We start from the raw sequence: 19,988 nt of genomic DNA, 5'->3' as shown, positions 1-19,988 counted from the left end.
GCGCCCACCTGGAGGGCCCCTTCCTGGCGCCGGAGCGCCGGGGCGCCCACCCGGAACAGCACCTGGCCGCCCCCAGCCTCGATGCGCTGCGGGCCCGCATCGGCGGCTACGAGAACCAGATCGATCTGGTCACCCTGGCCCCGGAACTCCCCGGCGCCGACAGCGTGATCACCGCCCTGCGTGACACCGGCGTGGTGGTGTGCCTGGGCCACAGCGGCGCCGATGAGCAGCAGGCGGCCGCCGCCTTCGCCCATGGGGTGCGCATGCTGACCCACAGCTTCAACGCCATGCCCGGCCTGCAGCACCGCGCCCCGGGGCCGATCGCCGCCGCCGTGCTCGATGGCGGCGTGGCCCTCGGCCTGATCGCCGACGGGGTGCACGTGGCTCCGTCGATGGCGCTGCTGCTGCAGCGGCTGGCACCGGAGCAGGTGGTGCTGGTGAGCGATGCCCTGGCGCCCTACGGCCTGGGGGAGGGCCGCCACCGCTGGGACGATCGGCTGCTGCTGGTGGAGGACGGCAGCTGCCGCCTCGAGGACGGCACCCTGGCCGGGGTGACCCTGCCCCTGCTGGAGGGGGTGCGGCGGCTGGAGAGCTGGGGCGCGCCGCCGGAGCGGGCCATCGCCGCGGCCACCATCACCCCGCGGCGGGTGCTGGGCGACGACCGGGACACCGCCGCGATGCTGGTGGGCACGCCCCTGGCAGAAACCCTGCGCTGGCGCCACGGACCCGATGGCCTCCAGTGGCAGCGGGCCGCGTGAAGGGATGGCGCGAAGCCCTCTGGGCCCACGTCACCCGGGAGCGGCGTCACCGAACGGGTGCTCCTTAGGATCCGCCGCACAGCTCCGTCCACCGCTCCCTTCCCCCATGCCGAGCACCACGGCCGCCGACAACAGCGCCGAGAGAGCCGCCCAGTCGCATGGCGGCAAGCAGGCCGAGAAGCAGGAGGTGAAGGGCTACTTCGAAACCACCGGCTTCGAACGCTGGAACCGCATCTACAGCACAAGCGAGGATGTGAACAAGGTGCAGCGGAACATCCGCCTGGGGCACCAGAAAACCGTGGACAACGTGCTGGCCTGGCTGCAGGAGCAGGGGGATCTGGCCAGCCGCAGCTTCTGCGACGCCGGCTGCGGCGTGGGCAGCCTCAGCCTGCCCATGGCCCAGCTGGGTGCCGGCAGCATCGCCGCCAGCGATCTTTCCGAGGCCATGGTGGCCGAGGCCTCCCGCCGTGCGGTCGAGGCCGGCATCCCCGCCGGGCGGATCAGCTTCCAGGCCTCCGACCTGGAGAGCCTCGAGGGCCGCTACGACACGGTGATCTGCCTGGATGTGTTCATCCACTACCCCCAGGCGGCCGCCGAGGAGATGGTGCGCCACCTGGCCGCCATGGCCGAGAAGCATCTGATCGTGAGCTTCGCCCCCTACACGCCGCTGCTGGCGCTGCTCAAGGGCATCGGCCAGCTGTTCCCCGGCCCGAGCAAGACCACCCGCGCCTACACCCTGCGGGAGGAGGGGATCGTGAAGGCAGCGGCCGCGGCGGGATTCACGCCGGTGCGCCGCAATCTGAACCAGGCACCGTTCTATTTCTCCAGGCTGATCGCCTTCGAGAAGAGCACCTGAAGCGGGCCTGAGACACCGTCACGCCGTCGGCAGGGGCTCCAGGAGCAGGGCCTGGCTGTCCTTGAGGGTGATCGGAGCCCCGGCCAGCTGCGCCTCCGACACCTCCAACCCCGGGGAGGCCAGCAGCAGCGACCAGCCGGCGGCCTGCTCCGGGAAGAGCTCCGGCAGGCGCAGGGTCATGGGTTCCCCACCCATGTGGGCCACCAGAGCCACCGCCGAGGCTTCCGCGTCCGCCTCCTGCGGAGCCCGGCGGATCCCGTAGAAGATCGTGGTGTTGGGGGTCGTGATCAGATCGAGCCGATCCTCACCGGTGGCCAGGTTGTCGCGCAGCCAGGGGCGGGAGCGGCGGAACTGCCGCAGGGCCAGGTTGTAGGCGGCCTGCTCGGGCTGCACCCGCTCGGTGTGGCGCCAGATGTTGCAGGCGGCGTGCATGTCTTCCATGAAGCTGCGGGCGAAGACCTTCAACCAGGCCACATCCACCGGCGGAATGGCACCGCCGGCACCGGCCGGCGCCACGCTCCGGCAGGCCGCCGCCATGGCCTCGAGGTCGTAGTCGGTGTCGGCGATCGCCTCGGCCAGGGTGGTCAGGAACTGGCGCAGCGGCTCCAGTTCGGTGAAGCCCAGCTGCTTGAGGGCCGGGAACAGTCCGGCATCGCGGTACTGCTCAGGGCTGAGCTGCCAGTCGAGAAACCCCGGCGCCTCCTCCGCCACCACCTTCACGCCGAAGCGGTCGTCGGTGTTGCGGAAGAACCCCCACGGAGCCCGCATCAGGCAGTGGATGAAGTCCATCGGCAGGCCGGGGCCGAAGCCGTAGGTGAGGGCCCCGATGGCCGGGTTGTCATAGGCGTTGGCCAGCACCTCCGGCAGGCTGGTGCCCAGGTGCGGATTGATCGGCTCGGTGGCGGCCACCTGGGTGCCGCGGCGCAGGGTGTCGTGGTTGCCGCAGCCGGTGATCCAGCGTGCCCCGAACTGCATCTTCTCGCACACCCGCCGCCACTTCCGCGCCCAGAAGCCATGCAGCGCCGGGGTGTTGTGGGCAAAGATCAGGGGGCCCCACTGGTAGGAGTCCGGCCGCAGCTCCACCAGGTCGCGGTAGCTGGAGATCTCCTCCCAGCCCTCCGTCGGCCAGGGGCGGCCGTCTTCGTAGATCACGAAGGGCCGCCAGCGGGCAGGACCGATCTCCTGCACCAGATCCCCCATCGCCATCAGATAGGGATCGTCGTACTCCACCCGTTCGGTGAGGGGGTTGAAGTACTTGAAGTCCTGGCCGCCGTCGATGCGAATGCCGTCGGCACCGGTGTTCACCTTGCGCCGCTGCATCTCCAGCAGGATCGCCCGCACCACCGGGTTCTGGTGGTTCACATCCTGGCCGTACATGTTCGGCCCTTTGAGGTAACGCCCGTTCAGCAGGTCGATCGCCTGGTTGTCGGCGTGGCCGTAGACCAGGTCGTAGATCAAGCGGATCGGCCCGGTGGGGAAGCTGTGCAGCTCGGCCACGAACTCCACCAGTTCATCGGGGCGCAGGGTTTCCAGCAGGGCGGGGTTGGTGGCGGCACTGCCGAAGATCACCACGTCGTAGCCCCAGTTCTGCAGGTCGGGGCGCCGCAGCCGCACGCGCACATCGCCCGTTTCAATCACGATTCCCTCGGTTTCGGGATCGAGCACGCCCTCGTCATCGGGCCGCAGGCTGAAGAAGTCGTGGTCGCTGCCCTGGCCGCCGCGCATCTCCACGGTGGGTTCCGTGGGCAGCAGCTGCACCGCGTCGTAGCCCAGCAGGTTGGTTTCCACGGGCGTGAGGCTCTCGCCGTCGCGCACCTTGCGGGCCAGATCGCGGAACAACTGGGTGAGGCCGGAGAGGTAGCCGTTGGGCGAGGCGGTGCGCACGTGCAGCTGCAGGATGTTGCAGGGAGCCGGCACCGTGAACGGGGCAGGCACCAGGCTTTCGGCCTCGATCGGCTGGGCCGCGGCCATGGCCTCGTAGTAGTCCAGATCGCCTCGGCGGAGCTGCAGACCCTCCAGGTCGTAGACCTCCGCAGGGGCATAGACGCCGTAGGGATAGGAGCTCCCCAGGGGATCTCCCACGATGTTCACCGCATTGGTGTCGGGGCTGAGGTAGCGCAGCCAGTAGAGCGAGCCGATCGTGGAGGCGTTGCCAGCCTGCAACCCACTGAGCACGCCCCAGTGGTAGTCGCCCAGCTTCTCGAGCTGCACGTAATCCCGGTGAAACAGCACCGTCTGCTCCGGCCGGGCCGGGTCGATCGCCTGGCGAGGCGTGAACACCTCCAGGAGGATGTTGCGGGGCTGGATCACATCGCCGGAGAGTTCCGGCGTCCAGAAGCCCACCTCGGTGAGGCCGTCGGGGCGGGGGTGGGCACCCAGGCGGGTGGCGATCTGCCGGGCTTTCTCCAGCGTGGTGGCCTCGCTGGTTTCGATCGCCTCCGCCCAGGCGAGCAGCTCGGCGGTGGGCTCCGCCACCAGCTCGATCGGCCGCAGGGAGAACCCGGCAGCGGAGCTGGGGGACGAGCCTTGGGACGAGGAGCCTTGGGTCACAGAGGGGCCTCAGGAACGACGGCAGCGGGCCCGGGCGTGGCGGAGCCTGCCGGGGCCCTCACGCTGACATGCCCATCCCGCCGCCGTGGCGGGTGAGCGCCGGGGCCAGTTCCGGCGGCGGTGGTGCCTCCACCTCCAGCGCGAGCCGCTGGCCCGGAGGCCAGGGCAGGGTGAGGCGGTGGGCATGCAGCCGGTAGCCCGGGTCCCCCGGCAGCGCCCCGGGGTTCACCCCTCCCCCGGGCCGGTAGAGCGGATCCCCCAGCAACGGCGCTCCGACTGCGGCCAGATGGATGCGGATCTGATGGGGGCGGCCGGTGCCGATCGCGGCCTCCACCAGACAGCCGTGGCCCCGCCGCTCCAGCAGGGTGATCGTGGTGAGGGCGGGCAGGGCGTTGCGGCCGCCGGCCGACCACACCTCGCCGAGCCGCTGATGGGGCCGCCGGCCGATCGGCGTGGTGATGCGGAGGGTCTCCCCCAGCTCCAGCGCCCCGGGGCCTGACACCGGCAACGGACCGGCCAGGGCCCGGTAGAGCTTGCGGCAGGCGGCGGGCGCCTCCCCAACCATCTCCTGGAGCTCCAGGGGGACGGCCCTGCTGGCCTCGGCCGTGCCGTCGCGCAGCAGGGCGCTGAGCCAGGCGCGGCTGGCCCGGCGCCGGGCGCACACCAGCAGCCCGGAGGTGAAGCGCCCAAGCCGGTGCACCGGGCGCGGCAGGCCGAAGCGCCCATCGAGGCGGCCTGCCCGCACCTGCCGCTCCAGCAAGCGCAGCACCGTGTGCTCCAGGTAGCCGCCGGCCGGCAGCACCGGCAACCCGGCGGGCTTGGCCAGCACCAGCAGGTCGCCGTCATCGAACAGGGGGCCGGGCAGATCCGGCACGGCAGGCTCCAACCAGGGGGGCCGATGCCAAACCAGCTGATCACCCGGCTGCAGCTCGCCATCGGCCCGGAGCTGCTGGCCGTTCCTCACGATCTCGCCGGCGGCGATCCGCTCCAGCCACACCGACGCCGGGGAGTGGGGGTAGCGGCCGGCGTAGAACCTGCTCACCTGCGGATGGCCCCGCCGCACCGTGTCGCGGTAGGCATGGCCGCCGTTGCGGGCGGCATGGGGACTCACTACTCCACCAGCCCGTGCTCCAGGGCGTAGCGCACCAGTTCGGTGCGGCTGGCGGTGCCGGTCTTGATGAACAGCCGGCTCACATACTTCTCCACGTTGCGGATGGAGGTTTCGAGGCGGCGGGCGATCTCCTTGTTCATCAGACCTTCGGCCACCAGCTGCAGCACCGAGGCCTCGCGGGGGGTGAACACCAGGTCGGTGCTGCCGGCGGGCTTCTTCGCCTGGCCGCCGGTGGCGAGCAGGGAGCGGATCTCGGTGATCTGCCTGGCCATCTGGCCGATGTCGGCGTCGGCGAAGCGGGCGGCCTCGGCCAGCAGCCGCTCCTGGCGCCTCACGGCGTTGCGCACCCGGGCCACCAGCTCGTCGGGATCGAAGGGCTTGGGGATGTAGTCGTCGCAGCCGGCCTGGAAGCCGGCGATGCGATCGGCCGTCATGCCCTTGGCGGTGAGGAAGATCACCGGTGTACCGCCGAGGCGCTCATCGGCCCTGAGTTTCCTGAGCAGGCCGTAGCCGTCGCAGCAGGGCATCATCACGTCGGAGATCACCACATCGGGGAGCAGCTCCTGGGCCTTCTCCCAGCCCTCCTCGCCGTCGTTGGCGGTGGTCACCGCGAAGCCCTCGTCCTCCAGGTAGGCCTTCACGGCTGTGCGCAGGCCGGGCTCGTCGTCCACCAGCAGCAGACGCACCGGGGCGGGGGGGCTGGCCTGGGTGGAGTCCTGGGCCGAGTCCTGGGCGGCGTGCCCTGAGGCGTTCTCGGGGGATGGGTCGCCGGAGTCAGGAGCACCGGTGGTGAGGTCGCTGCCGGGGTGATCGGGTGTCATGGACAACAGTCTGCAGAGCCTCAGCGGGAGCGTCCAGGCAGCACCTGCTCGGATTCCCGCAGCATGGTGCTGTAGCCGAGCTGGCGGGCCACCTGGGTGAGCCCGGCGGGATCCTGGCCGGCATGCTCGGGGTGGCACACGGCCCACCACACCAGGTGATCCACCCGGTTCGCCGGTGTGATCAGACCGCCAGGGTTGATCGCGCGGATCAGCAGGCGGCCGCTGTCGTCCGTGATGCGCATCGGCTCGGTGGGGCTGCAGCGCACCGTGTCGGTCTGGATGGTCACGGCCGAGCCGAGCTGGCGCCAGAGCTGGGCGCGCCAGAGCCCAGGAACGGCGGGATCGGGCTTCGGGCCGTAGACCCCGAGCACCAGCAGACCTTCGGGGCGTGGCTTTTCATCCAGCACCACCAGCCCCGGCGGCCGCTCCACCGCCGTGGCTTGGGCCAGGGTGGTGGCCCTGGCCTCGGTGGGGGCGAGGCCGCCGGCGAGGAGGGCCAGCAGTCCGAGCACACCCGGCAAACCGGATGAGAGGCGGCGCCCGGGCGAGGTTGTCAGCATGGCGCCAGGCACGACCACCCATGCTCGCCTACCTCGACCACCACGCCAGCACCCCCTGCGATCCGGCGGTGCAGGCCGCCATGGAGCCCTGGTGGAGCGTCCACGCCGCCAACCCCTCCAGCCGGCTGCACCGCCCGGCCCTGGAGGCCGCGGCGGCCGTGGAGCGGGCCCGGGGCCAGGTGGCACAGGCGCTCGACGCCGCCGAGGCCACTGCTGTGGTGTTCACCAGCGGCGCCACCGAAGCCAACAACCTCGCCCTCAAGGGTGTGTTGGAGGCCGCCCTGGAGCGCGGTGAGCCGCGGCAGCGCCTGCTGACCCTGGCCACCGAGCACCGGGCGGTGCTGGATCCGCTGCGCTATCTGGAACGGCACGGCTTTCCCCTCACCGTGCTGCCGGTGCAGCCCGATGGCCTGGTGGACCTGGAGGCCTTCGCCGCGGCCCTCGGCCCCGAGGTGCTGCTGGCCGCGGTGATGGCGGCCAACAACGAGATCGGCGTGCTGCAGCCCCTGGCGGCCATCGCCGAGCTGTGCCGCGCCCGGGGCGTGCTGCTGCACGTGGACGCGGCCCAGGCGGCCGGCCACATCCCGCTGGCGATGGCCGACCTGGGCATCGACCTGCTGAGCGTCAGCGGCCACAAGTGCTACGGCCCCAAGGGTGTCGGCGCCCTGCTCGTGCGGTCGGGGGTGGCCGTGGCCCCCCAGATCCACGGCGGCGGCCAGGAGGGGGGCCTGCGGGCCGGCACGGTGGCGGTCCCCCTGGTGGTGGGGCTGGGGGAAGCCCTGCAGCGCTGCTGTGCCGATCAACCTGAGCGGTCCGGGCGGCTCGGGGCCCTCAGGGACAGGCTCTGGCAGGGTCTCGAGCCGCTGGGGGGGATGCGCTGCAACGGCGTCGGGGCACCGCGGCTGAGCCACAACCTCAACATCACGGTGGGCGGCGTGGACGGCACCGCCCTGCACCGCCTGCTGCGCCGTGATCTGGCCGTGAGCAGCGGGTCCGCCTGCAGCCAGGGCTCCCCCTCCCATGTGCTCGCGGCCCTGGGGCTCAGCCGCCAGGAAGCCGCCGCCTCGGTGCGCTTCGGGCTGGGGCGCAGCACCGGCGAGGCCGAGATCACGCGGGCGATCGACGCGGTGCGCGCCGCCGTGGACCAGCTGCGGGGCTGAGGGCCCGCCTCAGACCTCAGCTGGGCAGCAGAGCCGATCAGGCCAGCACCGTGGTGAGCAGCACGAAGCCCAGGCAGCCCACCAGGGCCAGCAGGGCCTGGGCCAGCTTGCTCACCAGCATTCCGGCGACCACCGCCAGCCCCACCACCAGCGAGCGCCGCAGCCGCAGCAGCCCCATGGGGCCCAGGGCGGTGGGCGCCGTGATCAGCTCGCCCAGGCTGGCCCCCAGCAGCGGGCCCACCAGGGCCCCGAGCAGCGGCCCGCCCACCGGCAGGGCCGGCAACAGGCCCACCAGCCCCACCAGCAGCCCCAGCCCCGCGCCGATGTAGGCCCAGCGGGTGGCCTTGAGCCGGGCCGGACCCAGCACCAGGCCGAGGGCATCGGCCCCCCAGCCCAGCAGCAGCAGCACGCAGGCCAGCAGGAACGGCGCCCAGCCGTCGGCCCAGCCCACGGCCCAGAGCCACAGGCCCGCCCCCAGCGGCAGCAGGGCCAGCCCCGGCAGCAGCGGCAGCAGCGTGCCCGGAATGGCCAGCAGCTGGATCAGCAGGGCCCCCCACCAGAGACCATCCCGCACCGCCAGGGCCGGGAGCACCAGATGGGGAAGCTGGAGCGGGAAGGCGGTCATGGTCGTCGCCGCGCCACGCGGAACTTCGCCGAGCGGCTGCGGGGGTTGGCCTCGGCCTCTTCGGCAGCGGCCACCAGCGGCTTGCGGGTCACCCGCTCCAGGCGCTCATCGCGGAGAAAGGCCGTCTTGACCAGGCGGTCCTCCAGGGAATGGAAGCTGATCACCCCCAGCAGACCTCCGGGCCGGAGCCAATCGGGCACCTGCTCCAGCCAGCGCCCGAGCACCCCGAGCTCATCATTCACCGCGATGCGCAGGGCCTGGAAGGTGCGGGTGGCCGGATGGAGGCGGCCCCGCCGGGCCGCCGGTGGGTAGCACCCCCCCACCAGCCAGGCCAGTTCGGCGGTGGTGCGGGGCCGGGCCGGGTCGTTCCAGGGTCCCTGCTCCTTGATGCGGCGGGCGATGCGACGCGACAGGCGCTCCTCGCCGTAGCCATAGATCAGATCCGCCAGCGCCCCTTCCTCCAGCCGATCGAGCAGGGCGGCCGCCGTCTCACCCGCCTCCGGGTTCATGCGCATGTCCAGCGGACCCTCGGCGCGGAAGCTGAAGCCCCGGCCGGCCACATCCAGCTGAGGGCTGCTCACCCCCAGATCGGCCAGCACCGCCAGGGCCGGCTCGCTGGGGCGGTGGTCGGCGAAGTTGGTGGCCACGATCGTGACCCGATCGCCAAAGGGGGCCAGACGCTCGGCGGCGGCGGTGCGGGCGCTCGGGTCCTGGTCCAGCCCGATCAGGCGCAGGCCGGGATGGGCCTCCAGCAGCAGGGCGCTGTGGCCGCCGCCGCCGAGGGTGCAGTCGATCAGCAGGCCCCCCCCGGAGTGCTCGGCCAGGAGGGTCTCCACCGGCGCGAAGCTCGCCAGCACGGCATCGGCCAGCACCGGCTGGTGGGCGAACACCGGCGCGGCATCCGTGGTGGCAGCAGCCTCCGAAGGTGGCAGGGGAACAGAGGGGGGCACCAAACCTTCCTAAGATCCCGCCATCCGACCGCAGACCACGGCCCCATGACGCAGCTGGAGACGCGCACGGAGCCGATGGTGGTGAACTTCGGGCCCCACCACCCCTCGATGCACGGGGTGCTGCGGCTCGTGGTGACCCTCGACGGGGAGGACGTGGTGGATTGCGAGCCGGTGATCGGCTACCTCCACCGCGGCATGGAGAAGATCGCCGAGAACCGCACGAACGTGATGTTCGTGCCCTACGTGAGCCGCATGGACTACGCGGCCGGCATGTTCTACGAGGCGATCGTGGTGAACGCCCCCGAGCGTCTCGCCGATGTGCAGGTGCCCAGGCGGGCCAGCTACATCCGGGTGCTGATGCTGGAGCTCAACCGCATCGCCAACCACCTGCTCTGGCTCGGCCCCTTCCTGGCCGACGTGGGCGCCCAGACCCCGTTCTTCTACATCTTCCGCGAGCGGGAGATGATCTACGACCTCTGGGAGGCGGCCACCGGCCAGCGCCTGATCAACAACAACTACTTCCGCATCGGCGGGGTGGCGGCCGACCTGCCCTACGGCTGGCTCGAGAAGTGCCTCGACTTCTGCGACTGGTTCGGCCCCAAGATCGACGAGTACGAGAAGCTGATCACCAACAACCCGATCTTCCGGCGCCGCATCGAGGGTCTGGGCACGATCACCCGCGAGGAGGCGATCAACTGGAGCCTCTCGGGTCCGATGCTGCGCGCCTCCGGTGTGCCGTGGGATCTGCGCAAGGTGGACCACTACGAGTGCTACGACGACTTCGACTGGGCCGTGGCCTGCGAACAGGAGGGCGACTGCTTCGCCCGCTACCGGGTGCGGATCCAGGAGATGCGCGAATCGCTCAAGATCCTGCGGCAGGCCTGCGCCATGATCCCCGGCGGCCCCACCGAGAGCCTCGAAGCCAGGCGCATGGCCGAGGGCAAGGGCGGTGACTCCAGCGGCTTCGACCTGCAGTACGTGGCCAAGAAGGTGGCTCCCACCTTCAAGATCCCCAGCGGCGAGCTCTACACCCGGCTGGAATCGGGCAAGGGGGAGATCGGTGTGTTCATCCAGGGCAACGACGACGTGACCCCCTGGCGCTTCAAGATCCGCGCCGCCGATCAGAACAACCTGCAGATCCTGCCCCACATCCTCAAGGGGCACAAAGTGGCCGACATCATGGCGATCCTCGGTTCGATCGACGTGATCATGGGGTCGGTGGATCGCTGAAACCCGTTTCGCTCCAGCGCCGATTTCTGGAGCGTGCCGCGCAGGCCGGTTGTCTGCTGCCGGCAGCGATCACGGGCTACCTCTGGTTCAAGGGAGCCCATCCGGGCCTGCCGGGCTTCGCCTGCCCCCTGCGGGCCCTCACCGGCATTCCCTGTCCCACCTGCTTCCTCACCCGGGCCACGGCGGCCAGCCTGCACGCCCAGTGGGAGGAGGCCCTCACCCAGCACGCCCTGGGCCCCCTGGCCGCCGGGGCTCTGGTTGTGTGGTCGGTGCAGGCGATCCGGCAGCGAAGGCTGATGCCCCGCGGGCTGCTGCCCTGGCATGGGGCGGTGCTGCTGGTGGTGCTGCTGGGCTACTGGGCCGTGCGGCTGGCGCTGCAGTTCGGCCTCGGCATTCCCGTCTTTCCCTCGGGCTGAGGCGGGCTGGCGGCAGCGGCGTTCAGCTCAGCACGCCCCGGTGGTAGGCCACGTTCTGGATGTAGAAGCTGGAGACCGGCACCGCCACCAGGGCACCGAGTCCGCAGGTGACCACGGTGACCACGATCACCACCAGGCCGGTGAGCAGCTCGATGCCCACGAACTCCCAGCCCTTGGGGGAGCGAAAGACCGCCTGGAAGGACAGCCGCAAAGCCTCCAGCACCGGCAGGTCGGTGTTGAACACCTTGTTCACGTACACCGGACCCACCAGCGCCACGGCGATGCCCGGGAGCACGCACAGCAGCAGACCGATCACGGTGACGATGCTGAACAGCAGGCCGGCCAGCAGGTAGCGCCAGGGCCTGCGGAACAGGGCCTGGAAGGCCGCTTCGATGCCGATGGTCTCCCCGGTGGCGTAGTGCAGGGCTGGCACCGCCGTGAACAGCACCCCCACCAGGTTGGAGAGCAGGGAAAACGGCAGCTGGCCGATCTGGCCCAGCACCATGGCCACCACCTCCGCCGTGTCGGTCATGGCCTGGCCGCCACCGGCCACGTAGGCGATCACGTTGATGATCAGGTAGATGCCGAAGCCGATCCCGCTGATCACGGCCGTGGCCACCCAGATCAGCAGCATGGTGGGCACATGCACCAGGAACACCTGCCAGGCCCGCGTCAGGGTGGGCTGTTCGTAGGCGGCAGGTGAAGCCAAGGCAGCAGTCCGGTGTTCACCGGAATGTAGGCAGTGGTGGAGGCCGCTACAACACGGCGGGCGAAAGCCCATGCCCCACTACCCCACTGCCCCACTCCCTGTCTGCCTTCCTACCTGCCTGCGTGCCTGCCATGGTTCCGGATCCCTCCAGCTGGTTGCTGCTCTGCCGCCGGGTGCGCTTCGGTGACACCGACGCCGCCGGCGTGCTGCATGCGCCGCGGCTGCTGCGATGGTGCCACGAGGCGTACGAGGAGAGCCTGGAGCGTTACGGCATCAGCGCCGCCCAGGTGTTCCCCACGCCGGGGCATCCGCTTGCCGTGGCCCTGCCCATCGTGCACTGCCAGGCCGATTTCCGGCGCCCCCTGGTGTGCGGCGACCCCCTGGCCATCCGGCTCGCTCCGCGCCGCCTGGACAGCAGCAGCTTCGAGGTGCGCTACGCCTTCGTGTGTGACGACCAACCGGCGGCGGAGGGACTCACCCGCCATGTGGCGATCGCAGCGGCCAGCCGACAGCGCTGCGCACTGCCTGAGCCGCTCAACCGCTGGCTGGAGGCCTCGAGCCTGGGCGGGGTGCAGACGTTGTAGCCCAGTAGACAGCAGCCAGCTGCAGCGGCAGCAGGCTGGCCAGCACCGCCAGCAGGGGCAGTCCCCCGTCCTGGGGGATGGCCGCGAAGGCTCCGGCGCTGAGGGTGGCGCCCCCCAGCAGGGGCAGGAGGGTGAACCGGCGGGGAGGCCGCATCAGAACCAGTCCTTCTCCGCATCGATGTAGGTGGCCTGGAATTCCTCGTTGGTCTTGGTGAGGTAGAGGATCCCCTCGATCAGCCCGATCACCCCGATCACGAAGCTGGCCAGGCCACAGGTCACCACGCCCCCGGCCAGGGACACCACCAGCATGATCACGCCGGCCTTGGTGTAGCCGAGGATGAATTTGTGCACGCCGAAGGCGCCCAGGAAGATGCCGGTGAGGCCCGCCGCCAGCTTCTTGTTGCTCAGTTCGCTCTCACTCAGGGTGGACATCGGCGGCAGTGCCATCGTTCGGGTGATCCCCTGCTTCTAGCGATCGGAGCCACCGCTGCCAACGCCCCCGTTCCCATTTCCCCAAGGGAGTTGGCTCCAGGCCCGGGCAGCACAACCACCGGGCGGGCCGCTCCGCCGGTACCCAGGACCCCGCCACCGAGGCCAGCTGGCGGCACAGGGCCGCCGCATCGCCCCCCGGAGCCGGGCGCACCAGGGCCACCAGCCGTTCTCCCCAGTCGGGATGAGGCCTGCCGAGCAGCAGCACCTCCTGAAGCGGCCAGTCGCGTTCGGCCGCCAGCTCGCGGATCCTCGCTTCGATCTGCTCGGGAAACACGGTTTCCCCGCCGCTGTGGAGGGCCCCATCGATCCGGCCCAGCACCCGCAGGCCCTCGGCGCCGAGGCTGCCCCCGTCGCCACTGCCCCACCAGCCCTGATTCAGCCCCGGCAGCGGCCGCAGCGCCCCATCTCGCACCACGCCCGGACTCAGGCGACCGCAGCGCACCTCCAGGGCCCCGGAGCCCGGCGCCAGCCTCAGCTCCACCCCGGGCAAAGCCGGGCCGCACCCCTCCACGCCGGCCAGGAACCGTTCCGGCCGCAGGGCGGTCACCATGGCCGCCGTTTCGGTGGTGCCGTAGCAGGGCGACAGGCGCAGGCCGGCCCCACGGGCCCGGGCGGCCAGGGCAGAGGGCAGCGGGGCACCACCGACCCAGATCACGGCGAGCCGCCGCAGCCAGTCGAGTCCGGCGGGATCGGCCATCACCCGGCCCAGCTGGGTGGGCACCAACGAGAGCAGGGCGGGCGCGGCCTGGAGGGAACCCGGCCGGGTCAGCGGCAGTCGGGCAGCCAGCTCGCCGGGCTGCCGCATCCATTCGGGGGGAATCAGGCGGTGGGTGCCGCCCCACTGCCGCGCCCGCAGCCAGGGCATCAGGCCACTCACGTGGTGCGCCGGCAGGGGATTGAGGTGCAGGCAGGCGGCTGGATCGAGGCCGATGGCGCGCACCCAGCCGGCCGTGGCCGCGGCCGACGCCTCGAGATGGGCGCGGGGCTGCAGGCACCAGCGGCGACCGCCACTGCTGCCGCCGCTGCCCACCACCACGCCCGCTCCCCACCGCTCGGCCAGGCGCTCCAGCCCAGCGGGCCCCAGGGCCGCGTCCAGCGCTTCGCGCTCCTGCGGTGCCGCCAGGGCCGCCAGCCGGCCGCCGGCCCAGGCCGCCTCCAGCGCCGCCAGCGGCGCCGGCCTCACGCCGCCGCCCGCCACACCTCGGCAGGATCCGCGGCGGCCAGTGGCCCGGTGGGCTGCCACTGGCTCGCCATCCCAGGCGCTGTCGGCGTGGGTCCGGCCCACTGCAGGGCCGCCAGATGCTCCAGCCAGCGGCGGCCGATGCCCGTTTCGAACGAACTGCTGAGCATCAGTCCCGGCGTTCCCCGCTCCAGGGACGTCAGCAGGGGCCGGGGGTCGCCCTCCTGACTGGGACGCCGCACCTGCCAGGACGGCCAGTGCCGGGTGAGGTCGGGATGGTGCTGGAGGGATTCATCCAGCGCCACCGGCAGGCGGCGGGCCAGGGCCAGCAGGCCGTCGGGATCGGCGGGGGGCAGCGGCTGCTCCAGCCAGTGGAGCCGGGGTTCGGTGGCCAGCCGCTCGGCCCAGCCCCAGGCGGTGGCGCGGGTCCAGCCGCCGTTGGCATCGAGCCGAAGGCCCGCCGTGGCGGGCAGCCGCTGCAGCAGCTGCTCCAGCACCTGCCGCTCCAGGGCGTCGTCGTGGGTGGCCACCTTCCACTTGAACACCGTGGGATGAGGGAGGCCGGCCGTGGCCATGACCCCCTCCAGGGCGGCCAGGGCGGCTTCGCCGGCCGGCAGCAGCACGGCCCCGGGCGGGGCCGTGCGCCAGCGCTCCAGGGGCAGGCCCTCCAGTTCCGCCAGGGCGGCTCCGAGCGCGAAGGCCAGGCAGCGGGATGCGGTGCCGTAGCCGAAGCCGTGTCGCAGGCGTTCCTCCAGCTCCCGGCGCGTCAGCCGGGCAGGGAGGTCGGCGATCGCCGCCTCGAGAGCGGGTGAACCCTCCAGCAGGGGGGCGGCCTCCCCCCAGCCGACGCCGTCGCTCTCTGCTTCCAGGCGCAGCAGCCATCCCTGTTTCGCCTCGATCGTGCCGCGGGCCGTGCGCAGCGGTCGCGGCAGCACGGCACGAAACGGCCTCCACTGCAGCTGGAGCGGGGTGTCCCCCTGGGCGGTCGTGGCGGGCGGGCGCACCACCACCGTCAGAACCACCGCCCCAGGGCCAGACCCAGCGCCAGACCCAGGCCGTTGAAGGTCTGGAAGCGCAGCGCCAGGAACTTGCTGCCCACGATCCGCTCGGGCGCATGGTGATGCTGCTGCAGCAGGGCGATCAGCGCCCGGGCTGGAGCAAGGCCGACGGCGCCGAGCAGGGCGGTGAGGGGCCAGACTCCCGCCAGCACCGGCGCCCACTGCAGGGCCAGGCTGGAGGCCACGAACCAGGGCACCAGGGCGGCGGCGGTGCGGGGGCCCAGCTGCACCACCGGCGAACGCTTGCCGTAGGCCGCATCCTCCTCCACCTGGTGGAAATGGGAGCAGAACAGCACCAGGGTGGTGGCCAGGGCCGGGCCGCTGCCGAGGGCAAGGGCCGAGCGCCAGGGAATGGCGGCGTCGGTGGGCGGGGCCAGGGCCAGCAGTCCGGCGGCGGTGGCCAGGGGCCCGAAGGCCAGCCAGCACAGGGGCTCGCCCAGGCCGCGGTAGCCCAGGCGGAACGGCGGCCCCTGGTAGAGGTAGCCCAGGCCGCAGCAGCCCAGCACCAGCCCGAGCACCAGCGGCGTGCTGCGCCAGGCCACCAGGGCCATCAGCAGCAGCCCCAGCGCCAGGGCCCCGTTGGCCAGGAGCGCCACCCGGTCGCGCCGGCCGGTGAGGTTCACCACCGAATGGGGCTTGCCGCGGGTGTCCACGCCGGTATCCGCGTCGAAGACGTCATTGGCCAGGTTCTCCCAGGCCAGCAACAGCACGGCCGCCCCGAGGAAGAGCAGCAGCTGATCGAGCCGCACGGCCTCACCGCGCCCCCAGCGCCAGCCGGCGGCCAGCAGCACGGGCATCACCGCCACCGCGTACATCGGCCATTTGAGGGCAGCCTTCCAGAGATCACGGCGGCCCGCCGGCCCTGGTGCCGCAGCGGGCGTGGCATCGGCGTAACGGCTTGCGACGACCTCGGGCTCAGGCATGGGGACCGAAGGCGGCAACCGCGGCGGGACCCATACATTTGAGCAGCTCTTCGCGGCGCCTTCAGGCCCCAGCCGTTGCTGGCACCCGATTCCTTCACCGATCTGCTGGCCCTGGCCAGCGAGGGCGCCCGGCTGGCGGACGAGGAGGGTGTGCTCAGCCTGGCGGTGCCGATGGCGCCGCGCGACCCGATGGCCCTGCTCCCCCAGCTGGAGGGGGGAGAGAGCTTCCGCTTCCTCTGGGACGGAGCCCCGGGGCTCTGCATCGCCGCCAGCGGCCGCACCAACAGCCTGGAGCTGAGCGGCCCCCGGCGGTTCGAGCTGGCCCAGCGCTTCGCCAGTGCCAGCCTCAGCCGGCTTGCGGGTCAGCCCGATGCCTGCCCGCCCCTGGCGCGGCCGCGGGTGCTGCTGGCCTTCGCCTTCTTCGACGCCCCGCTGGAGAGCTCCACGGCGGCCATTCCCGGGGTGCAGGCGGTTCTGCCCCGCTGGCAGCTGAGCCGCCATGGCCATCGCTGCTGGCTGCGGCTGCAGCGTCCCCTCGGCGGTGACGTGACCGCCCGCAGCCTGGCGGAGGAGCTCTGGGAGACGGCCCGCCACCTGGAGCGCTGCGCGACGGAGCCGCCGCGGGCGGACCGGATCGCCGTGGCCCTGCGCTCCCCCTGGCAGGAGCACTACCGCCTGGCGGCCGCCCGGGCCCTGGAGCTGGTGGAGGGCGACGCCCTGCAGAAGCTGGTGCTGGCGGTGCGCCAGCAGCTCAGCCTGAGCACCACCCCGGATCCCCTCGACCTGCTGGCACCGCTGCGGCGGCACCAGAGCGGCAGCTGCCGCCTGATGTGGCAGCGCAGCGTGGGATCGGCCCTGATCGCCGCCTCCCCGGAGCGGCTGCTCACCGTGCGCCAGGGGCAGCTGCGCAGCGATGCCCTGGCCGGCACCGCCCCGGCCGATGGGCGCGCCGCGGCCCTGCTGCAGTCCACCAAGGACCGGCTGGAACATGAGCTTGTGGTGGACACCATCACCGCCGTGCTCACCCGCTGCGGCCTGACACCCCATCGCCCCCGCCATCCGCGCCTCGCCCGCCACGGCCAGCTGGTGCATCTGCACAGCCCGATCAGCGCCCGCCTGGGGGCTCAGCCTCCCCTGGCGATCGCCGGCGCCCTCCACCCCACCCCGGCCGTGGCCGGCCTGCCGCGGCGCGAGGCGATGGCATGGCTGCGCAGCCTCGAGCCCTTCGAGCGCGGCCACTACGCCGCCCCGATCGGCTGGATCGACAGTGCCGGCGATCTGGATCTGCGGGTGGCGATCCGCAGCGGCACGGTGGAGGGGCGCCAGCTGGAGCTCACCGCCGGGGCGGGCCTGGTGCCAGGCTCGGCCGTGGACCGGGAACTGCAGGAGGTGGCGCTCAAACTGGGCGTGCTCCAACAGCAGCTCAACCTGCCCCAGCCCCCCCCGGCAGTGGCAGGCCTGCCGCTCTGAACACCCCAGGATCTCCGAGACCCCAGGATCACGATGACGACGGAGCTCACGGCGCTGTTGGGCAGTGCCCTTTCGGGGTCCGGCCTGCTCGCGGGCCTCGATCCAGGCCAGATCACGGCCCTGGCACCCCGCCGCGGCCGGATCGAGGAGGGAGCCGAACTGTTCCGCCGGGGTGACCTCGGTGCCCATGCCTATCTCGTGCTCCAGGGGGTGCTGGGCCTCCACACCGGCGACGCGGGCCAGCCCGGCAGCTTCTTCCGCAAGGTGGTGGCGGGCGAGCTGGTGGGGGAATACGGCCCCCTGAGCGGTGAACCCCGCTCCGCCACGGCCCTGGCCCTCACGGCCGTGGACTACCTGGAGTTCGACCGGAGCCAGCTGGATCAGCTGCTCCAATGCCAGCCCTGTCTGCAGAGCCGGTTCATCGCTGCGCTGGCGGAGGCGGCCTCGATCGGCCGCAATCCCGGCAGCATGCCGCTGGAGACGATCGTGCTCCACCTCGCCAGCCCGGGTTCGGCGCTGACGGCGGAAGCGCTGGGTCAGCTGCCGGCCCGGCTGCGGCAGCTGTGCGGGCAGCTGGGAATCCTGCCGGACCTGGAGCTCGACGGCCTGAAGCCCGACGACACGGACGGCCGCGTGGATGGAGAGAACGATCCGGAGGCCCGGCTCCACGCCCAGCTGATCGAGGCCACCCGCACGGGCCGGCCCCAGCTGATCGTGAACCGGGACCCCAGGGCCGTGAGCCGCCGCAACCGGCTGCTGATCGACCGGCTGCTGATCCTCTGCGACGGCGCAGCGAGCCGGATCAGCCTGCCCGAGGCCGCCGACGGCGAAGCCCTGCTGGTGCGGCTCTGGCCCCTCGAGCAGCAGCAGCCCCGCTCCCACGACTGGGCCACCAGCCAGGCCTTCGCCCAGGTGCTCAACCTGCAGCCCGGCCGGCCCGCCCACCTCGAGCGGTTGGCCAGGGCCACGCTGCGGCGGCAGAACGTGCTGGTGCTCGGGGGCGGCGGCGCCAGGGGGTTCGCCCACATCGGCGCCCTGGCGGCCCTGGAGGAGCTGGGCCTGCGCGATTTCGACATGGTGATGGGGGTGAGCATCGGCTCGCTGGTGGCGTCCCTCGCCTCCTTCGAGCTGCCGGCGGCCGAGATCTTCGACAACCTGGAACGGGTGATCATCAAGGCCCGGCCCTACTCCTTCACCCTGCCCCGGGGATCGCTGTTCACCCTGCGCAACTCCCGAATCGAGCTGGAGCGCTTCTTCGGCACTGCCCGGATTCAGGACAGCTGGCTGCCGCTGCGCTGCTTCTCCACCAACCTCACCACCAACCAGCTGGAAACCTGGAGCACCGGCACGATTCCCGACGCCGTGATCGCCAGCATGTCGGTGCCGGGGATCTTCCCCCCCGTGGCGGATGCCCGGGGCCATCTGCACGTGGATGGGGGCATTCTCAACAACCTGCCGGTGGCGGCGGCCCGCCGGGCCAGTGACGGGCGGGTGGTGGCCATCTCCCTCGATCCCGACCCCGACGCCGCCCCGGCCGCCTCCGGGGGCAGTGCCGCGGACGCCGGCGCACCCCGCACGCCACCGTCGCTGGGGCGCACGATCATCGACGCCATGATGTGCGGCTCCCACGCCGCCACCCAGGCCCAGGAGCGGCTGGCCGATCTGATCCTGCGCCCCGACATCGGCAGCTTTCCGTTTCTCGACTGGAAGCGCTACCGGGAGATCTATGACCAGGGCTATGCCACGGTCCACGCCCGCCTGAAGGAAGGCTGGCCGCAGCGACGCTGAAGCGGGCGGAACTGGGCGGAAGGGTACTCAGGCCACGGCCGGTGTACCGGGCTGCTCGGGAATGGGCTGCTCAGGAAGCCCCACCATCCGGCGCCACTCCTCCAGCGGACGGCTCCAGTGCTCTTCCCAGCGCTGGGCCAGCAGGGGCTGGGCCTTGTAGCCGAGCTGGTAGCCATGGCCGATGCCCCCCAGCACCGCGCCCATCTGCTCCGGATCCTTGAGCAGGTAGCGCAGCAGGCCGCCACAGGTGATCACGGCGGCCATCGGCCGCCAGGTCTGGGCCAGTTCGAAGGCCTTGAGGGCGATCTCGCCCACCCGGTCGGTGCCGATGCCCGTCACCACGTGCCAGATGTCGTGGCTCTGACGCATGCGCATCAGGATCCAGTCCAGGTCGCTCTTCACCTCCACCTTGCGGTAGTAGTCGGGATCGAAGCCGTGGTCGATCAGGTGGCGGGCCAGGGCGTGGCCCAGGCTGCCGGCCGGCATGGCGGCGAGCATGTCCACATCGAGGGGCTGGGCCAGGTAGCGCTCCTCCATCAGCTCCCGTACGCCGGGCAGGCCCGCCACCCGGGCCTCGAAACTGTCCATGGCGCCGGAGCGGCGCAGCCCGTCCTCGATGTCGAACACCGACTCGGTGCCCTCGGGGTTGCGGATCATCCCCACCACACCGCTGAGGGTGCGGAGGTAGTTGATCTGGTGACGACGGTTCTGATGCTCGGCCATCGCAGCGCGGCCTGGCGGGGCTCA

General features: G+C 72.0%; 19 protein-coding genes and 2 pseudogenes. 8 read left to right on the top strand and 13 right to left on the bottom strand.

All coding sequences use genetic code 11. The features are described from left to right. Together CPCC7001_RS11065 and bchM are read left to right on the top strand one after the other, a co-directional pair. Positions 1 to 758, top strand: a pseudogene (locus CPCC7001_RS11065) (N-acetylglucosamine-6-phosphate deacetylase); the annotation flags it as partial. 106 nt (positions 759 to 864) lie between these two features. Then, positions 865 to 1,614 carry a magnesium protoporphyrin IX methyltransferase gene (bchM, locus tag CPCC7001_RS11060; protein ID WP_006910522.1) on the top strand — a complete coding sequence of 250 codons (750 nt, stop codon included), beginning with the start codon at positions 865 to 867 and terminating at the stop codon, positions 1,612 to 1,614. Positions 1,615 to 1,632: 18 nt separating this feature from the next. On the opposite strand, the gene gghA is transcribed toward bchM, so the two are convergent. Genes gghA through CPCC7001_RS11040 form a run of 4 tightly spaced genes read right to left on the bottom strand, consistent with a single transcriptional unit; the run spans position 1,633 to position 6,656 of the window. Continuing rightward, positions 1,633 to 4,164 carry a glucosylglycerol hydrolase gene (gene gghA, locus CPCC7001_RS11055; protein WP_006909688.1) on the bottom strand — a complete coding sequence of 844 codons (2,532 nt, stop codon included), beginning with the start codon at positions 4,162 to 4,164 and terminating at the stop codon, positions 1,633 to 1,635. Between the two features lie 58 nt (positions 4,165 to 4,222). Then, complete coding sequence (locus CPCC7001_RS11050) at positions 4,223 to 5,275, bottom strand: pseudouridine synthase (protein ID WP_006910140.1); 1,053 nt, start codon at positions 5,273 to 5,275, stop codon at positions 4,223 to 4,225. Then, positions 5,275 to 6,096 (bottom strand): response regulator transcription factor, encoded by an 822-nt coding sequence (locus CPCC7001_RS11045; RefSeq protein WP_006911137.1) that lies wholly within the window; start codon positions 6,094 to 6,096, stop codon positions 5,275 to 5,277. The genes CPCC7001_RS11050 and CPCC7001_RS11045 overlap by 1 nt, the downstream gene beginning before the upstream one ends. A 20-nt stretch (positions 6,097 to 6,116) precedes the next feature. Then, on the bottom strand, positions 6,117 to 6,656 hold the full coding sequence (locus CPCC7001_RS11040; protein WP_071778307.1) for a hypothetical protein: 540 nt from the start codon (positions 6,654 to 6,656) through the stop codon (positions 6,117 to 6,119). A 20-nt stretch (positions 6,657 to 6,676) separates the two neighbouring features. Here CPCC7001_RS11040 and CPCC7001_RS11035 point away from each other — a divergent pair, with 20 nt between their 5' ends. Next, positions 6,677 to 7,816, top strand: a complete 1,140-nt coding sequence (locus tag CPCC7001_RS11035) for a cysteine desulfurase family protein (RefSeq protein WP_006910937.1) — start codon at positions 6,677 to 6,679, stop codon at positions 7,814 to 7,816. A gap of 37 nt (positions 7,817 to 7,853) precedes the next feature. Here CPCC7001_RS11035 and CPCC7001_RS11030 read toward each other — a convergent pair whose 3' ends face one another. After that, positions 7,854 to 8,441, bottom strand: a complete 588-nt coding sequence (locus CPCC7001_RS11030; protein WP_006909947.1) for a DUF456 family protein — start codon at positions 8,439 to 8,441, stop codon at positions 7,854 to 7,856. Then, the gene (gene rsmH / locus CPCC7001_RS11025) at positions 8,438 to 9,331 is read right to left on the bottom strand and encodes a 16S rRNA (cytosine(1402)-N(4))-methyltransferase RsmH (protein ID WP_369699365.1); all 894 of its coding nucleotides are present in this window, start codon (positions 9,329 to 9,331) and stop codon (positions 8,438 to 8,440) included. Before rsmH ends, CPCC7001_RS11030 begins: the two co-directional genes overlap by 4 nt. A gap of 105 nt (positions 9,332 to 9,436) precedes the next feature. Here rsmH and CPCC7001_RS11020 point away from each other — a divergent pair, with 105 nt between their 5' ends. Further along, positions 9,437 to 10,621, top strand: coding sequence for an NAD(P)H-quinone oxidoreductase subunit H (locus CPCC7001_RS11020; protein ID WP_006910920.1), 1,185 nt, complete (start codon positions 9,437 to 9,439; stop codon positions 10,619 to 10,621). Continuing rightward, positions 10,618 to 10,875, top strand: a pseudogene (locus tag CPCC7001_RS16045) (DUF2752 domain-containing protein); the annotation flags it as partial. The gene CPCC7001_RS11020 and the pseudogene CPCC7001_RS16045, both read left to right, overlap by 4 nt. A 184-nt stretch (positions 10,876 to 11,059) precedes the next feature. Here the strand turns inward: CPCC7001_RS16045 and CPCC7001_RS11010 are convergent. Beyond that, positions 11,060 to 11,746 carry a hypothetical protein gene (locus CPCC7001_RS11010; protein ID WP_006911729.1) on the bottom strand — a complete coding sequence of 229 codons (687 nt, stop codon included), beginning with the start codon at positions 11,744 to 11,746 and terminating at the stop codon, positions 11,060 to 11,062. Between the two features lie 131 nt (positions 11,747 to 11,877). On the opposite strand from CPCC7001_RS11010, the gene CPCC7001_RS11005 reads away from it, so the two are divergent. Continuing rightward, entirely contained in the window at positions 11,878 to 12,330 is a 453-nt protein-coding gene (locus tag CPCC7001_RS11005; protein WP_006911252.1) for a thioesterase family protein, read from the top strand. Here the strand turns inward: CPCC7001_RS11005 and CPCC7001_RS11000 are convergent. From CPCC7001_RS11000 to menA, 5 genes are read right to left on the bottom strand one after another with little or no spacing between them, the layout of a single operon-like run. After that, positions 12,281 to 12,484 (bottom strand): hypothetical protein, encoded by a 204-nt coding sequence (locus CPCC7001_RS11000; protein ID WP_043368987.1) that lies wholly within the window; start codon positions 12,482 to 12,484, stop codon positions 12,281 to 12,283. The genes CPCC7001_RS11005 and CPCC7001_RS11000 overlap by 50 nt on opposite strands. Continuing rightward, positions 12,484 to 12,762 carry a TM2 domain-containing protein gene (locus tag CPCC7001_RS10995; protein ID WP_006911440.1) on the bottom strand — a complete coding sequence of 93 codons (279 nt, stop codon included), beginning with the start codon at positions 12,760 to 12,762 and terminating at the stop codon, positions 12,484 to 12,486. Before CPCC7001_RS10995 ends, CPCC7001_RS11000 begins: the two co-directional genes overlap by 1 nt. Continuing rightward, entirely contained in the window at positions 12,746 to 14,020 is a 1,275-nt protein-coding gene (locus CPCC7001_RS10990) for an AMP-binding protein (RefSeq protein WP_156796759.1), read from the bottom strand. The genes CPCC7001_RS10995 and CPCC7001_RS10990 overlap by 17 nt, the downstream gene beginning before the upstream one ends. Continuing rightward, positions 14,002 to 15,024 (bottom strand): o-succinylbenzoate synthase, encoded by a 1,023-nt coding sequence (locus CPCC7001_RS10985; RefSeq protein WP_006909935.1) that lies wholly within the window; start codon positions 15,022 to 15,024, stop codon positions 14,002 to 14,004. The genes CPCC7001_RS10990 and CPCC7001_RS10985 overlap by 19 nt, the downstream gene beginning before the upstream one ends. Further along, entirely contained in the window at positions 15,015 to 15,983 is a 969-nt protein-coding gene (menA, locus tag CPCC7001_RS10980) for a 2-carboxy-1,4-naphthoquinone phytyltransferase (RefSeq protein WP_006909483.1), read from the bottom strand. Before menA ends, CPCC7001_RS10985 begins: the two co-directional genes overlap by 10 nt. A gap of 75 nt (positions 15,984 to 16,058) precedes the next feature. Here menA and CPCC7001_RS10975 point away from each other — a divergent pair, with 75 nt between their 5' ends. Together CPCC7001_RS10975 and CPCC7001_RS10970 are read left to right on the top strand one after the other, a co-directional pair. After that, on the top strand, positions 16,059 to 17,453 hold the full coding sequence (locus tag CPCC7001_RS10975) for an isochorismate synthase MenF (RefSeq protein ID WP_006909655.1): 1,395 nt from the start codon (positions 16,059 to 16,061) through the stop codon (positions 17,451 to 17,453). 33 nt (positions 17,454 to 17,486) lie between these two features. Then, positions 17,487 to 19,241, top strand: coding sequence for a cyclic nucleotide-binding and patatin-like phospholipase domain-containing protein (locus CPCC7001_RS10970; RefSeq protein ID WP_006909228.1), 1,755 nt, complete (start codon positions 17,487 to 17,489; stop codon positions 19,239 to 19,241). A gap of 27 nt (positions 19,242 to 19,268) precedes the next feature. Here the strand turns inward: CPCC7001_RS10970 and CPCC7001_RS10965 are convergent, their stop codons facing one another. Beyond that, positions 19,269 to 19,964, bottom strand: a complete 696-nt coding sequence (locus tag CPCC7001_RS10965; protein ID WP_006910489.1) for a Coq4 family protein — start codon at positions 19,962 to 19,964, stop codon at positions 19,269 to 19,271. Between the last annotated feature and the right edge of the window lie 24 nt (positions 19,965 to 19,988).

It is taken from the genome of Cyanobium sp. PCC 7001 (genome assembly GCF_000155635.1).
Taxonomy (GTDB): Bacteria; Cyanobacteriota; Cyanobacteriia; order PCC-6307; family Cyanobiaceae; genus NIES-981.
The sequence above is the reverse complement of the archived record's forward strand: the minus strand, read 5'-3'. Positions and strand labels throughout refer to the sequence as shown.

Bases quoted from the DNA above. Each gene is read 5' to 3' on its own strand.
- bchM (WP_006910522.1), top strand. From the start codon at position 865: ATGCCGAGCACCACGGCCGCCGACAACAGCGCCGAGAGAGCCGCCCAG.
- CPCC7001_RS11045 (WP_006911137.1), bottom strand. From the start codon at position 6,096: ATGACACCCGATCACCCCGGCAGCGACCTCACCACCGGTGCTCCTGAC.
- CPCC7001_RS11040 (WP_071778307.1), bottom strand. From the start codon at position 6,656: ATGCTGACAACCTCGCCCGGGCGCCGCCTCTCATCCGGTTTGCCGGGT.
- CPCC7001_RS11035 (WP_006910937.1), top strand. From the start codon at position 6,677: ATGCTCGCCTACCTCGACCACCACGCCAGCACCCCCTGCGATCCGGCG.
- CPCC7001_RS11030 (WP_006909947.1), bottom strand. From the start codon at position 8,441: ATGACCGCCTTCCCGCTCCAGCTTCCCCATCTGGTGCTCCCGGCCCTG.
- CPCC7001_RS11020 (WP_006910920.1), top strand. From the start codon at position 9,437: ATGACGCAGCTGGAGACGCGCACGGAGCCGATGGTGGTGAACTTCGGG.
- CPCC7001_RS11005 (WP_006911252.1), top strand. From the start codon at position 11,878: ATGGTTCCGGATCCCTCCAGCTGGTTGCTGCTCTGCCGCCGGGTGCGC.
- CPCC7001_RS11000 (WP_043368987.1), bottom strand. From the start codon at position 12,484: ATGCGGCCTCCCCGCCGGTTCACCCTCCTGCCCCTGCTGGGGGGCGCC.
- CPCC7001_RS10995 (WP_006911440.1), bottom strand. From the start codon at position 12,762: ATGTCCACCCTGAGTGAGAGCGAACTGAGCAACAAGAAGCTGGCGGCG.
- menA (WP_006909483.1), bottom strand. From the start codon at position 15,983: ATGCCTGAGCCCGAGGTCGTCGCAAGCCGTTACGCCGATGCCACGCCC.
- CPCC7001_RS10970 (WP_006909228.1), top strand. From the start codon at position 17,487: ATGACGACGGAGCTCACGGCGCTGTTGGGCAGTGCCCTTTCGGGGTCC.
- CPCC7001_RS10965 (WP_006910489.1), bottom strand. From the start codon at position 19,964: ATGGCCGAGCATCAGAACCGTCGTCACCAGATCAACTACCTCCGCACC.